The organism is Streptococcus sp. ELY_125, from assembly GCF_058314535.1.
This window is the reverse complement of record NZ_JBZFUM010000005.1, coordinates 15897-29822: the sequence shown is the minus strand read 5'-3', so window position 1 is coordinate 29822 and position 13926 is coordinate 15897. Positions and strand designations below refer to the sequence as shown.

The following is a 13926-nucleotide window of genomic DNA, read 5'->3' as shown; positions in this document are numbered from 1 at the left end:
GTATGACGAAAAACATTGTAACTCTAGCTGGTGATGGTATTGGTCCTGAAATTATGGCTGCCGGATTGAAGGTTCTTGAAGCTGTTGCTCATAAAATAGACTTTGCTTACAACATTGACGCTCAATTCTTTGGTGGTGCTGGCATTGATGCTAAGGGGCAGCCATTGCCGGAAGAGACCCTTGCAGCCAGCCGTCAGGCAGATGCTATCCTCTTAGCTGCTATTGGTGCCCCTCAATATGATACAGCACCTGTCCGACCGGAACAGGGGTTATTAGCCCTGCGTAAGGAGCTTAATCTATTTGCTAATATCCGTCCGGTAAAAATTTTTGATGCGCTCAAGCATCTATCTCCTCTTAAACCCGAGCGTATTGCAGGTGTTGATTTTGTTGTAGTACGCGAGCTGACGGGTGGAATCTACTTTGGGGAACACATTCTTGAGGAAGCAAAAGCGCGTGATATCAATGATTATTCAGAAGAAGAAATCCGTCGTATTCTGCGCAAAGCCTTTGATATCGCACGAAACCGCAGTAAAAAAGTAACCAGTATTGACAAACAAAATGTGCTTGCGACCTCTAAGCTTTGGCGTAAAGTGGCTGATGATCTTGCCAAAGATTATCCTGATGTTAGGCTGGAGCATCAGTTAGTGGACAGTGCAGCCATGCTGATGATTACTGATCCTGCCCGCTTCGATGTGGTTGTAACGGAAAATCTGTTTGGTGATATTCTTTCTGATGAATCCAGTGTCCTACCTGGGACACTTGGTGTTATGCCATCGGCTAGCCATTCAGAAAATGGTCCTAGCCTCTATGAGCCCATCCATGGGTCAGCGCCCGACATTGCTGGTCAGGGGATTGCTAATCCAATCAGCATGATTTTATCTGTCGCTATGATGCTGCGGGATTCTTTTGGTGAGATAAAGGGAGCCGAGATGATTGAAGCAGCAGTGGATAAGACTCTTGCTCAAGGTATTTTTACGCGTGATTTAGGTGGTAATGCCGATACGGCTCAGATGACAGCTGCCATTGTCGCTAACCTGTAAAAGTATGGTTATTGTTACTGTTGCTGGCCTCTTATTGGCATGGAACATCATTGCTTTTATTCTTTACGGTTTGGACAAAAGGCGTGCTGTAAGAGGGGACTGGCGAATTTCTGAAAGGAGCTTGCTCTTTATGAGCTTAACAGGAGCAGGCATCGGCTCCTATCTAGCTGCCAGACTCTTTCGTCACAAAATCTTAAAATGGTATTTTAGAATTTGTTGGTATTTGGGACTGCTTATTGACGCAGTGATTATTTATGTCCTATGGAGTATGTAAAATGAGTGGAAAATCAATATTTGATAAGGTATGGGAACGTCATGTCATTACGGGACATGAAGGTGAGCCCCAGCTGATGTATGTGGATCAGCATTATATCCATGAAGTAACTAGTCCCCAGGCCTTTGATGGCCTGCGCGAAGCTGATCGTCAAGTGCGCCGGCCGAATTTGACTTTTGGAACCTTTGATCATAATGTGCCGACAGTTAATATTTATGATATTCGTGACGCTATTTCCAAAGCCCAAATGGATGCCTTGGCGCGTAATGTTAAAGAATTTGGGATTCCCCACGCCCCTCATGGCTCCGAAAATCAGGGGATTGTCCATATGGTTGGGCCAGAAAGCGGCCGTACTCAGCCTGGGAAGTTTATCGTCTGTGGTGATAGCCACACAGCTACTCATGGCGCTTTTGGTGCCATTGGCTTTGGTATCGGTACGACCGAGGTTGAGCATGTTTTTGCGACCCAAACCATCTGGCAGGTAAAGCCTAAGAAACTTTTGGTCCGCTTTATCGGGAAGCCGCAAAAGGGCGTTTATTCGAAAGACTATGTTCTAGCTCTTATTGCCCAGTATGGGGTAGCCGTCGGTGTCGGCCATGTTGTTGAGTATGTTGGTGAAGCCGTAGAGGCTTTGAGCATGGAAGAACGTATGACCATCTGCAACATGTCTATTGAATTTGGCTCTAAGATGGGGATTATGAATCCAGATCAAACTACTTTTGATTACGTCAAGGGGCGTCCAGAAGCACCTCAAGGTGAAGATTTTGAAGCAGCTGTAGCGGATTGGAAGACTTTAGTATCAGATCCTGATGCTAAATATGACAAAATCATTGAGGTGGATGTTTCAGAGCTTGCCCCTATGGTAACCTGGGGCACTAATCCATCCATGGGTGTGGCTTATGACCAACCTTTCCCTGAGATTCGTGATATGAATGATGAGCGTGCCTATAATTATATGGATCTTAAACCAGGTGAACACATTAAAGATATTGAGCTCGGGTATGTTTTTTTGGGTTCTTGTACTAACGCCCGTCTCAGCGACCTCAAGGTAGCGGCAGATTTTGTTAAGGGTAAACATATTGCTCCGAATCTAACGGCTATTGTGGTTCCAGGGTCACGGCCAGTTAAGCGAGCGGCAGAAGATCTAGGTCTGGATAAAATTTTTATGGATGCTGGTTTTGAATGGCGCGATCCAGGCTGTTCGATGTGTTTGGGGATGAACCCTGACAAGGTCCCATCTGGAGTTCATGCAGCATCAACCAGCAACCGTAACTTTGAGGATCGTCAGGGTGTAGGCGCTAGAACTCATCTCTGTAGCCCTGCTATGGCGGCTGCAGCTGCAATTGCAGGTCGTTTTGTCGATGTCCGTCAACTTCCAGAAGCACAGTAAAGGATGGGCTGGCTAAAAACCAGCAAATAATAAATTTATGGAAAAATTTACAGTCTATACAGGGACAACAGTTCCTTTAATGAATGATAATATTGATACTGACCAAATACTTCCCAAGCAATTCCTCAAGCTGATTGATAAGAAAGGTTTTGGTAAGTACCTCATGTATGAGTGGCGTTATCTAGATGATAACTACACAGAAAATCCGGACTTTGTATTCAACACTGCCCCCTACCGCAAGGCGACAATCCTGATCACAGGGGACAACTTTGGTGCTGGGTCATCGCGTGAGCACGCGGCCTGGGCCTTGGCTGATTATGGTTTTAAAGTGATTATCGCCGGCTCATTCGGTGATATTCACTACAACAACGACCTCAACAATGGAATTTTGCCTATCGTTCAGCCACTTGAGGTTCGCCAAAAACTAGCAGAACTGTCTCCGACGGATGAAGTGACGGTTGATCTCTATGAACAAAAGATCAATTCCCCCGTCGGTGAGTTCAGCTTTGGGATCGATGGTGATTGGAAACACAAACTCCTAAATGGGCTGGACGATATCGGTATTACACTTCAGTACGAAGAGTTGATTGCTGAATACGAGAGAAATCGTCCGAGTTACTGGCAAGGTTGAATCAGAATTGGTATTTGAAAATTCAGAAAATTACTTGAAAAAGGACCTGTTTCATGCTAAAATGGTCAGGTCGATAATTGATTTAGATGGAGAAACTATTTTATGACTAAACATGTTCAATGGGATGGAAGCCTTAACCAAGAAGGCCTTGAAATTCTTAAAGGCGATGGTGGTTGTATTGTAACCCCAACAAAGGTTGGTTACATCATTATGACCAGTGATAAGGCTGGTTTGGAACGCAAGTTTGAAGCTAAAAACCGTAATCGCAATAAACCAGGAGTTGTCCTTTGCGGCAGTATGGACGAACTTCGTGCTCTTGCACAATTAACACCTGAAATTGAACGCTTCTACCAAAAACATTGGGATGAAGATATCCTTCTGGGTTGTATCCTTCCATGGCGTGAAGATGCTTACGCTAAGCTCCAAGCCTTTGGTGATGGGCGTGAAGAGTTAATGACTGACAGCCGTGGTACCTCATGTTTTGTCATCAAGTTTGGTGTTGCAGGTGAGCAGATTGCCAAAGAAATGTGGGAAAAAGAAGGCAAGATGGTTTATGCCTCATCTGCTAACCCATCAGGTAAGGGTAACCGCGGTAAAGTCGAAGGAATTGGTGAACGCATTGAATCGTCAGTCGACTTGGTTATTGAGGCTGATGACTATGTAGCTTCAATCCAACCGGATAAGACAATTGAAACCCGCTATGAACAAGGAGTCATGGTGTCTATGGTGGATAAAGATGGTAAGTTGATCCCTGAACAAGGTGAGGGCAGTCGCTCAATTGACAACTGTCCTGTCGTTATTCGCAAAGGTCTGGACATTGATAAGATCATGATGAACTTATCAGATATCTTTAACTCATGGAATTATCGCCAAGGCGAATATTATTAATTAGATTTACACGAACCTTTTCACGGCAAGTAAAATGAAATTGGGAAATTCACCAGTGGATTCTTGGAAATTCTAGGTGGATTTTTCTTTTTCACTCAGTTGTGCCGTTTGAGTTTAATTGAATAAGATAGCAATAAGGACTTTGCTGGGGACAATTTCCGACAGAAAAATAGAAGCCCTTTGGAAATTTTGATTTTTGAGACAGACTATTTTTGCAAGGGAATTTATTTTAAATTTAATAAAGTAGGACATGACGTCCTTAAAAAGCAAAAATAAGAAATAAGACAGCCTTATTAAGCTCATAAAGCAATGATATAAAAGCATTATGGCTGTCAAATTTTAGTGTCTTTACTGAAGGGGGATTATTTGCTGATCTAGTGTCAAAACTAAAATTCAAAGGCTCGATTTTCCTGTCTAGCGCCAGCAGGTTTCAAGAGTTTTCCTTTTCTTTTGCACCTCTAAATTCGCTCGGCTCAGTCTTTTTTGGTATAATAACCCTATGACAAATGTAGAAAAAAAATCACAATACGATTTACTTTTAGCGCAGTTAGAAGCCTTATTAGAAGGTGAAACTAACGCCCTTGCTAATCTGGCCAACGCCTCGGCTCTCCTGCGTCAGGGACTGCCTAACTCGGTCTTTACGGGATTCTATCTGTATGATGGTAGTGAGTTGATTTTAGGCCCTTTTCAAGGACATGTTTCCTGTGTTCATATCGCTCTTGGAAAAGGGGTTTGTGGCGAAGCTGCTCAAAAAAATGAAACTTTGCTTGTTCAAGATGTAACCAAGCATGCTAATTATATTGCTTGTGATTCGGCTGCCATGTCAGAAATTGTTGTTCCCATGTACCATAAGGACCGCTTATTAGGTGTTTTAGACCTCGACTCTTCGCTTGTCAGTGATTACGATGAAATTGATCAGGACTATCTGGAGAGGTTTGTTGCCATTCTTGTGGATAAGACAGAATGGGATTTTGCCATGTTTGGAGTTGGAAAGTAATGTATCAGGCGCTTTATCGTAAATACCGCAGCCAGAGCTTTGGTGAACTAATTGGACAAGAAGTAGTGGCAACAACGCTTAAGCAGGCCGTAGCTTCTGGGAAAATCAGCCATGCTTATCTCTTCTCAGGTCCCCGCGGAACCGGTAAGACCAGTGTTGCTAAAATTTTTGCTAAGGCCATGAATTGCCCTAATCAGGTGGATGGCGAGCCCTGCAACACCTGTGATATCTGCCGCGATATTACAGAAGGCAGTTTGGAAGATGTCATTGAAATTGATGCCGCTTCTAATAATGGTGTTGATGAGATTCGGGAAATTCGCGATAAGTCAACTTATGCGCCGAGCCGAGCAACCCACAAGGTCTATATTATTGATGAAGTTCACATGCTTTCAACAGGGGCTTTCAATGCTTTACTTAAGACTTTAGAGGAGCCGACTGAGAATGTTGTCTTTATTCTAGCTACTACGGAATTGCATAAGATTCCCGCAACTATTCTGTCTCGAGTTCAGCGTTTTGAGTTTAAGGCTATCAAACAGGTAGCTATCCGTCAGCATCTGTCCGATATTTTAGAGCGTGAAAAGATTGCCTATGAACATGAAGCACTGACACTGATTGCCCGCCAAGCTGAGGGCGGGATGCGGGATGCTTTGTCAATTCTGGATCAAGCCCTAAGCTTATCTACTGACAACCAAATAACTGAAGCTATTGCCGAGGAAATTACAGGCAGTGTCGGCCAGCAAGCTCTAGATGATTATGTCGCTAAGTTGGCAGAGCACGATAGTTTAGCTGCTTTGGAAAACTTGCAAGTCATTTTTGACAGTGGTAAGAGTATGAGTCGCCTCGCTACAGACCTGCTAGGTTACCTACGAGATATACTTATGGTTCAGGTAGGAGGAGAGGTTCAACGAACTAGCCGAGTCTTTCAGGCTAATACAGCTCTTCCTCAAGAACGTGTTTTTGCTATGATTGAGACAGTAACAGACTATCTGCCTGAAATTAAGAATGGCACTCAGCCTAAGATCTATGCAGAAATGCTAACGATGAGACTAGCTGAACATGTCCAACATTCTGATAGGACTGACATCTCAGAAGAGTTAGAAGTCGAACTTAAACAGTTAAGACAAGAAGTTGCCCAGCTCAAGGAGCAGGTAGCTCAAGCAGACACGGCTCTTCCTGCTTTGATTAGTAAGCCCAGGGTTAAGACAAGCTTCACCTTTAAGGTTGATAAGGCTAAGATTTTGACCATAATGGAAGAAACTGTAGCAGATAGTCAACAGTCTCGCCAGTATTTGGATGCTTTAAAAAGCTCTTGGAATGAAATTTTGGATTCTATTGGTCCGCAGGATAGAGCTTTGTTGCTGGGATCGGAGCCTGTTTTAGCCAATAGTGAGAATGCAATCTTAGCCTTTCAGGCTGCCTTCAATGCTGAACAGGCTATGAAAAGGACAGATTTAAATACTGTCTTTGGCAATATCATGAGTCAGGCTGCCGGCTTCTCGCCCCAAATCATGGCAGTGCCAAAAGCTGATTTTGAAGAAATTCGTACAGAATTTGCTCAAAAAATGCGAGGTTCAAAGGAAGAAACAGCAGTAGAAGAAGAAACTCCGCAAGAAGGACTTATTCCGGATGGTTTCGAATTTCTCTCTAGCAAGATTGATATTGAAGAAGATTAAAAAGGAAGGATATTGTCACTAAATAGTTATAATTTTCTTTCTGTGCAAAAAACCACCCAGTTGGATGGTTTTTTGCTATAATGAAGTATATGAATAGATTACAGTTTACCAGCATGGCTTTATGGTGTGCACTGGAAAGCTATTTTTTCAGTGATGCTCTGCTGACAGGACATTTTTGGATAGCTGCCTTTTGGGCTTTCCTACTAATACGTAATTTACAAAATGCCTATCTGGCTGATCGGCTCCTTAAAGAATTGCTCAAGTCCCTTCCTAAGTCTCCCAAGAAGAAAGACTGATTTCACCAGAATTTAGGACTTTGTCTTTGCCATTATCCAGTTGTACGACTAGCTGTCCACTGTCTGTAAGGTCACGAGCTAGGCCTGCATAGCTAACATGATTTTCTACAAAGGACACTCGTTTACCTAGAACGAGTGATTTTTCTTTATAGACTTTGAGGAGATCTTTTTCTGGCGTTTCAAAGAAGGTCTTCCAAATTTCCCCAATCAGTTGGTTTCGACTAATGTCAGGCTGGCTGGTAAAAAGGCTGCCGGCTTTTTCAGTCAGATCAGCTGGAAACTGGGGGACAAAAAAGTTTAAGCCAACACCGATGATAACATCAGTTACTAAACCTGTCTCAATAGAGGTAATAGCTTCTGTTAAGATACCTGCTAGTTTTTTTTGCTCTAGATAAATATCATTAACCCATTTAATTTGGCAGTCCTTGCCACTGAGCCTAGAAATAGCTTTGACAATACTCGCAGCTGTCATGAGAGTGTAGGCTGGTGCTTTGTCATAAGTAATATTAGGCTGGAGGTGGAGAGACATGTAGATACCACCATTTTCTGGGGAGAAGAAGGGACGTTCAAAGCGGCCATGTGCAGATTGTTGATTAGGGGCTATATAAAGAGCGGGGGAAGATTGTCCCTTTTGTATCCCTTCTTTAGCATCCTCCTGAGTGGAAGCGGAGTCTTCTTTAAGGTGGACAGCTATTCCCGTTGCTTGTGCGATGACCTCTGGTAGAAGTAGATCACCCTGAACTAGGCGATAGCCTCGGGTTTTTAAGGAATCGATAACTAGTCCCTTGCTCTCAAGAGTTTTGATAGATTTCCAAACGGCTGTCCGAGAAACAGCTAGCTTCTGTGCTAGCTGTTCGCCACTGATGAAATTATTATTTTGTGCTAATAATAAATGATAGAGCTTTTCATAAGTTTTCATAGAATTTCCTTCGTGGTTGATTGTCTGATGTATTTCAGTTTATTTAAAATAGTTAAGAATTATTCATTTGATACTCTGACTCTCGGTCTCTATTTTCTATGATTGTATCATAAACCGGTTAGTCTTAGAAGCTGTTTTAAGTCATTAAATAAAGTTATTTAGTGAGTATTGTGAAAAAAAATAGGAACTTCCTGTCTTTTGTGCTAAAATGATGGAGTTAGTGAGTCCCGAAAAGGTGGCCTGAGGATTTCTAAGTTATAGCTTAGCAGCTGTTGTACGTTATCAGGGCCAGTTCTTTGTAACTCGACAAAAAAGAGTGGGACAAAAATCGGTCAATCGTAATAAAATTGCGATTTCGATTTTGTCGTCCCACCTCCGCACAGTTGATTAGTATAGCCACTATCTCTTGCAAGGCAAGGGATAAGGACGTCATTCAACTACTGCGTCAAACTGTTATATCTCAATTAATTTATGGAGGCAGGACTTTTGTCCCAGCCCCTTTAGGAAATTGAAATATCAATATTTCAGTTTGGCTTGCCGTCTCTAAAAGTGATGAACGGTGAGTGTTTCACATTTTATAAGGGGGGACATTTTTATGTCAGAACGTAAACTTTTCACGTCTGAGTCTGTATCGGAGGGGCATCCAGATAAGATTGCAGACCAAATTTCAGATGCTATTTTAGATGCTGTTTTAAAGCAGGATCCAGATGCTCACGTAGCAGCTGAGACAGCAGTATATACAGGCTCCGTCCATGTTTTCGGAGAAATATCGACGACAGCCTATATTGATATCAACCGAATTGTGCGTGAGACTATCGCTGAAATCGGCTATGATAAAGCAGAGTATGGCTTTTCCGCTGACTCTGTTGGAGTTCATCCATCTTTAGTAGAACAATCTACTGACATTGCTCAAGGGGTCAATGAGGCCTTGGAAGCCCGTCAAGGTCAGGAAGATGATCTGAACTTGATTGGTGCTGGTGATCAGGGCCTGATGTTTGGATTCGCGGTCAATGAGACACCTGAATTCATGCCCTTACCAATTTCACTTTCTCACCAATTGGTAAGGAAATTAGCAGAACTACGTAAATCAGGGACAATTGCTTACCTTCGCCCAGATGCCAAGTCTCAGGTCACAGTAGAATACGATGAAAATGACCAGCCAGCACGTATAGATACAGTGGTTATTTCCACGCAACACGACCCAGAAGTCAGCAACGAGCAAATTCGCCAAGATGTTATTGAACAAGTCATCAAGGCAGTCATCCCTGCTAAATACCTGGATGAGCAAACTAAGTTTTTTATCAACCCAACAGGCCGCTTCGTTATTGGCGGTCCTCAAGGTGACTCTGGTCTGACAGGCCGTAAAATTATTGTGGACACTTACGGTGGTTACTCCCGTCATGGTGGTGGTGCTTTCTCTGGTAAAGATGCGACCAAAGTAGACCGTTCTGCTTCTTATGCAGCTCGCTATATTGCTAAAAATATTGTGGCTGCTGGTTTGGCTGATAAAGCGGAAGTTCAACTAGCTTATGCTATCGGCGTGGCTCATCCGGTATCTGTCCGTGTTGATACTTTTGGTACGGCTACCGTATCAGAATCAGCTTTGGAAAAGGCAGTGCGCCAAACTTTCGATCTGCGTCCAGCAGGTATTATCCAAATGTTAGACCTCAAGCGTCCGATTTACAAACAAACTGCTGCCTATGGTCACATGGGACGGACCGATATCGACCTGCCATGGGAAAAATTGGACAAGGTTGAAGCCTTGAAAGCTTCCATCAGTCAATAGTATTAGCGGCAAAGTTCCTTCGGCGGAGCTTTGCCTTTTCTATTCAGACTTATTGTCAAAAACCTTAATCTTTGCTATAATAAAAAGGTTAAATTCAAGGATATAGAAAGAACACATAGGGTATGCGAAAAATTATTATCAATGGTGGTAGGCCACTGTCTGGTGAAGTGGCTGTATCAGGAGCGAAGAATAGTGTTGTCGCTTTGATTCCAGCCATTATCCTAGCAGATGATATTGTAACATTAGATGGTGTGCCTGCTATCAGTGATGTGGACAGTCTGGTAGAAATCATGGAAATCATGGGGGCTAAAATCAAGCGAGAAGGTGATACACTTGAAATTGATCCCCGCGGTGTCGAAGATATGCCTATGCCTTTTGGCAAAATCAATAGTCTGCGGGCTTCTTACTATTTCTATGGCAGTCTGCTAGGACGTTTTGGACAGGCCGTGGTCGGCTTACCGGGCGGCTGCGATTTAGGTCCCCGCCCTATTGATCTGCACCTCAAGGCCTTCGAAGCCATGGGGGCTAGTATTTCCTATGAAGATGAGGCTATGCGCTTGGCTACTAGCGGTCAGCCCATGAAAGGTGCCCATATCTATATGGATACCGTTAGTGTCGGTGCCACTATCAATACTATGCTAGCGGCTGTCAAGGCGCAAGGTCGGACTGTTATCGAAAACGCTGCGCGTGAACCTGAAATCATTGATGTTGCTACTCTACTTAACAATATGGGAGCGCGAGTCCGCGGTGCTGGTACTAATATGATTACTATTGATGGTGTTGAGCGTCTAGGCGGAACTCGTCATCAAGTTATTCCTGATCGTATTGAAGCTGGAACTTATATTGCTATGGCAGCGGCTATTGGTGAGGGCATCCGTATAACCAATGTTCTTTATGAGCATTTGGATAGTTTTATCTCGAAGTTGGAAGAAATGGGCGTCCGCATGGTCATTGATGAAGATGCGATCTTTGTTGAAAAGCAAGAAGGCCTCAAGGCTATTTCTGTTCGAACAGCACCTTATCCCGGATTTGCAACTGACTTGCAGCAGCCGATTACACCGCTCTTGTTAACTGCTGACGGCCGTGGAACGATTCAGGACACTATATATGAAAAAAGGGTCAACCATGTTGCTGAATTAGCACGTATGGGAGCAGATATTTCTGTACTTGGTGGTCAGATTGTCTATAATGGACCAAGTCAGCTGACAGGTGCTGCAGTCAAGGCCACCGATTTGCGAGCAGGAGCTGCGCTGGTGACTGCTGGCCTTATGGCAAAGGGAAGGACTGAGATTACCAATATTGAGTTTATCCTACGTGGCTATGCCAATATTATTGAAAAGTTGAGAGCCTTAGGTGCTGATATTGCTTTAGTAGAAGAATAAGAGAAAATCTGATTCATTTTAATAATGGGTCGATTTTTTTATTATCTTGACTAGTAATAAAATAGTCCAGAAAATGTTGTCAAAAATCCAGATTTTTGACAGATGGCCTAGGAAGTCATAAAATACATTATACCTAGGAGGTTAAGATGGTTATGCATGGCTGCAAAGCTCATATGTGCATTGTTCTAATCTCAGTATTTTTAAAGGAGGAAGTGTAAAATGAATATTTTTATCATTGGTGCTAATGGCAGGGTTGCTCAAGGGTTGACTCAACAATTGCTAAAAGATGGTCACACTATCTATGCTGGTGTAAGGGATGTTAGCAAACTTCAGGCGGCTGATAGAGTTATTCCTATTTCATTTGATCTGCATGATGATCCTGATGTGATGGCTGAAAAATTTAAGGATATGGATGCTGTCTATTTTATGGCAGGGTCTCGTGGAAAGGATCTCTTGCAGACAGATGCTTTTGGTGCTGTCAAGTCTATGCAGGCGGCCCAACAAACTGGCGTCAGGCGCTATATCCTTCTGAGTTCCTTGTTTGCGACAGAACCTGAAAAATGGCATCAAACCGGTCTTGATCAACTGACCAACTATAATATTGCAAAATTTTTTGCAGATAATTATCTTATAACGCAGACAGATTTAGATTATACAATTTTACAGCCAGGCGGACTGGTTGAAGAGGCAGGGACAGGACAAGTAGATCTAGCTCCGAACAAGGTCGGCAGCAATCCGATTCCAGATGTTGCTTCAGTTTCAGCTAAGCTGCTTCAGTATGATAATACTATCGGTAAGGTTATCCAAATGACACAAGGTCAGGTTGGCTTAGAAGAAGCTTTGAAAAAGCTCTAAGCGGCTGGGAACCCCCAGCATATATCAATGATGGTCCGTTGTGTATTGATTGTAGAATAATCGTTTAATGGTTTTCATAGGCAGGAGGAAGAATGAAAACGAACCAGTTTGATGAGATTGTTTTAGGGCGTAAATCTATACGCATCTATGACGAGGCAGTAAAAATTTCCCGCAACGAGATACTAGATATGCTTGATGAGGCTGCAACAGCTCCGTCTTCTGTTAACATGCAGCCATGGCGTTTTATTGTTATCGATAGTCAAGAAGGAAAGCAACAGTTATCTCCTCTTCTAAAGACCAATCAAATCCAGAATGAAACTTCTTCGGCTATGGTTTTGATCTTTGGTGATTTACAATGCTATCGATACGGTGAAGAGATCTATAATAAAGCAGTAGAAGAAGGCAAGATGTCTAAAGAAATTCGTGATTCCCAATTAGACAGAATCATTCCGTTTTATCAAAGCTTGGATCGCGATACTATGACCAGCATTGTCAAAATTGATGCCAGTCTAGCGGCTATGCAGCTAATGTTAGTGGCACGTGCCCATGGTTATGATACTAATCCTATTGGTGGATTTGAAGCTGATCAGCTGGCACAAACATTCGGTTTAGAACAAGAACGCTATGTCCCAGTAATGATTCTAGCTCTTGGAAAAGCCAAAGAGCAAGGGCACGAATCTGTTCGTCTTAAGGCTGAGCAGATTACAGAATTTAAGTAGATCTGCCCAAAAGATTAGAAAGAAGACAAGATGAAACTGTCAGTATTGAATTTAGTGCCCTTGCGCCAAGGGCAAACTTACAAGGAAGCTATAGATGATATGGTTAACTTGGCACAAAAGCTAGAAAATTTAGGTTATAACCGCCTTTGGATAGCTGAGCACCATAATATGAAAAGTATTGCTTCCAGCGCCACGGTACTCCTCATGCAACATGCCCTAGCCAATACCACCAGTATTCGTATTGGTTCCGGTGGGATTATGCTCCCTAACCACAGTCCTTACATTGTGGCCGAGCAGATTGGTACCTTAGCTACTCTTTATCCTAGCCGATTAGATCTGGGGTTAGGACGTGCACCGGGAACTGATATGGTAACGGCTAGGGCTCTGCGCAGAACTGATGATCTTAATCCTCATTTTGCAGAGGACGTGGCTGAGCTGGCAGGTTATTTTAGAGATACGAACCCTGTTCATGCCTATCCAGCAGCTGGTTTAACCGTTCCCTTCTATATTCTCGGCTCAAGCACAGATAGTGCTTACCTAGCTGCTAAATTAGGGCTGCCCTATTCTTTTGCTTCTCATTTTGCGCCAGCTATGATGGAGGAAGCAGTAGCTATTTACCGCAGAAATTTTAAGCCATCAGAAGGCCTGGCTGAGCCTTATGTGATATTAGGAGCCAATGCAGTACTAGCCGACAGTGATGAAGAAGCCAAGCGTCTGGCTACTACTCAGCTGCAGTCTTTCCTTGGTATTATTACAGGTGATTCCAGTGGGCTTCTCCCTCCGCTTGAAGACGAGGAAGCGGTTTGGCAGGACTATATTCAGGCAACTAAGGTTCCGCACTTTGGACCGATAGCGTTTGAGCGTAAGGATATTATTCATCGTGAGAAATTAATTGTTAAACAGATGTCGCAGATTTCTCTTATCGGCAGTCCAGAGACAGCTTCCAAACAGCTGAACCAACTTAGAAACAGGGTGGACTTTGACGAGCTCATTGTCAATAGTTATATCTATGACCAGAAGGCTCAGGGCCATTCTTTTAAACTGTTAAAAAGTATGGTCGATACATTTTAAAATCA

General features: G+C 43.1%; 14 protein-coding genes. 13 read left to right on the top strand and 1 reads right to left on the bottom strand.

Annotated elements, in window-relative coordinates; translation table 11 throughout:
- The first annotated feature begins 2 nt into the window (after window positions 1–2).
- The 8 genes from leuB to AC4HAL_RS03445 all read left to right on the top strand — a co-directional run bounded on the left by leuB (window position 3) and on the right by AC4HAL_RS03445 (window position 7189).
- Window positions 3–1040 (top strand): 3-isopropylmalate dehydrogenase, encoded by a 1038-nt coding sequence (gene leuB / locus AC4HAL_RS03480; RefSeq protein ID WP_491093002.1) that lies wholly within the window; start codon window positions 3–5, stop codon window positions 1038–1040.
- 4 nt (window positions 1041–1044) lie between these two features.
- On the top strand, window positions 1045–1314 hold the full coding sequence (locus tag AC4HAL_RS03475; protein WP_491093001.1) for a DUF1294 domain-containing protein: 270 nt from the start codon (window positions 1045–1047) through the stop codon (window positions 1312–1314).
- Window position 1315: 1 nt separating this feature from the next.
- Entirely contained in the window at window positions 1316–2704 is a 1389-nt protein-coding gene (gene leuC, locus AC4HAL_RS03470) for a 3-isopropylmalate dehydratase large subunit (RefSeq protein ID WP_491093000.1), read from the top strand.
- Between the two features lie 37 nt (window positions 2705–2741).
- Window positions 2742–3335, top strand: coding sequence for a 3-isopropylmalate dehydratase small subunit (gene leuD, locus AC4HAL_RS03465; RefSeq protein WP_491092999.1), 594 nt, complete (start codon window positions 2742–2744; stop codon window positions 3333–3335).
- Window positions 3336–3437: 102 nt separating this feature from the next.
- Window positions 3438–4223 carry an L-threonylcarbamoyladenylate synthase gene (locus AC4HAL_RS03460; protein WP_491092998.1) on the top strand — a complete coding sequence of 262 codons (786 nt, stop codon included), beginning with the start codon at window positions 3438–3440 and terminating at the stop codon, window positions 4221–4223.
- Between the two features lie 499 nt (window positions 4224–4722).
- Complete coding sequence (locus AC4HAL_RS03455; protein ID WP_447451211.1) at window positions 4723–5220, top strand: GAF domain-containing protein; 498 nt, start codon at window positions 4723–4725, stop codon at window positions 5218–5220.
- The gene (gene dnaX, locus AC4HAL_RS03450; protein WP_491092997.1) at window positions 5220–6893 is read left to right on the top strand and encodes a DNA polymerase III subunit gamma/tau; all 1674 of its coding nucleotides are present in this window, start codon (window positions 5220–5222) and stop codon (window positions 6891–6893) included. The genes AC4HAL_RS03455 and dnaX overlap by 1 nt, the downstream gene beginning before the upstream one ends.
- A gap of 80 nt (window positions 6894–6973) precedes the next feature.
- Window positions 6974–7189, top strand: coding sequence for a DUF3272 family protein (locus AC4HAL_RS03445; RefSeq protein WP_491092996.1), 216 nt, complete (start codon window positions 6974–6976; stop codon window positions 7187–7189).
- Here AC4HAL_RS03445 and birA read toward each other — a convergent pair.
- Entirely contained in the window at window positions 7164–8108 is a 945-nt protein-coding gene (gene birA, locus AC4HAL_RS03440) for a bifunctional biotin--[acetyl-CoA-carboxylase] ligase/biotin operon repressor BirA (protein ID WP_491092995.1), read from the bottom strand. The two genes, AC4HAL_RS03445 and birA, sit on opposite strands and share 26 nt — an antisense overlap.
- A gap of 595 nt (window positions 8109–8703) precedes the next feature.
- Here birA and metK point away from each other — a divergent pair.
- The 5 genes from metK (at window position 8704) to AC4HAL_RS03415 (ending at window position 13921) form a co-directional block, all read left to right on the top strand.
- The gene (metK, locus tag AC4HAL_RS03435; RefSeq protein ID WP_491092994.1) at window positions 8704–9894 is read left to right on the top strand and encodes a methionine adenosyltransferase; all 1191 of its coding nucleotides are present in this window, start codon (window positions 8704–8706) and stop codon (window positions 9892–9894) included.
- A gap of 122 nt (window positions 9895–10016) precedes the next feature.
- Complete coding sequence (gene murA, locus AC4HAL_RS03430; protein ID WP_491092993.1) at window positions 10017–11276, top strand: UDP-N-acetylglucosamine 1-carboxyvinyltransferase; 1260 nt, start codon at window positions 10017–10019, stop codon at window positions 11274–11276.
- A gap of 219 nt (window positions 11277–11495) precedes the next feature.
- A complete protein-coding gene (locus tag AC4HAL_RS03425) occupies window positions 11496–12131 on the top strand; it encodes an SDR family oxidoreductase (RefSeq protein ID WP_491092992.1) in 636 nt (211 codons plus the stop codon).
- 92 nt (window positions 12132–12223) lie between these two features.
- Entirely contained in the window at window positions 12224–12850 is a 627-nt protein-coding gene (locus AC4HAL_RS03420) for a nitroreductase family protein (RefSeq protein ID WP_491092991.1), read from the top strand.
- A 30-nt stretch (window positions 12851–12880) separates the two neighbouring features.
- Window positions 12881–13921: an LLM class flavin-dependent oxidoreductase gene (locus AC4HAL_RS03415; RefSeq protein ID WP_491092990.1), complete on the top strand. Its 1041-nt coding sequence runs from the start codon at window positions 12881–12883 to the stop codon at window positions 13919–13921.
- Window positions 13922–13926 lie beyond the last annotated feature (5 nt).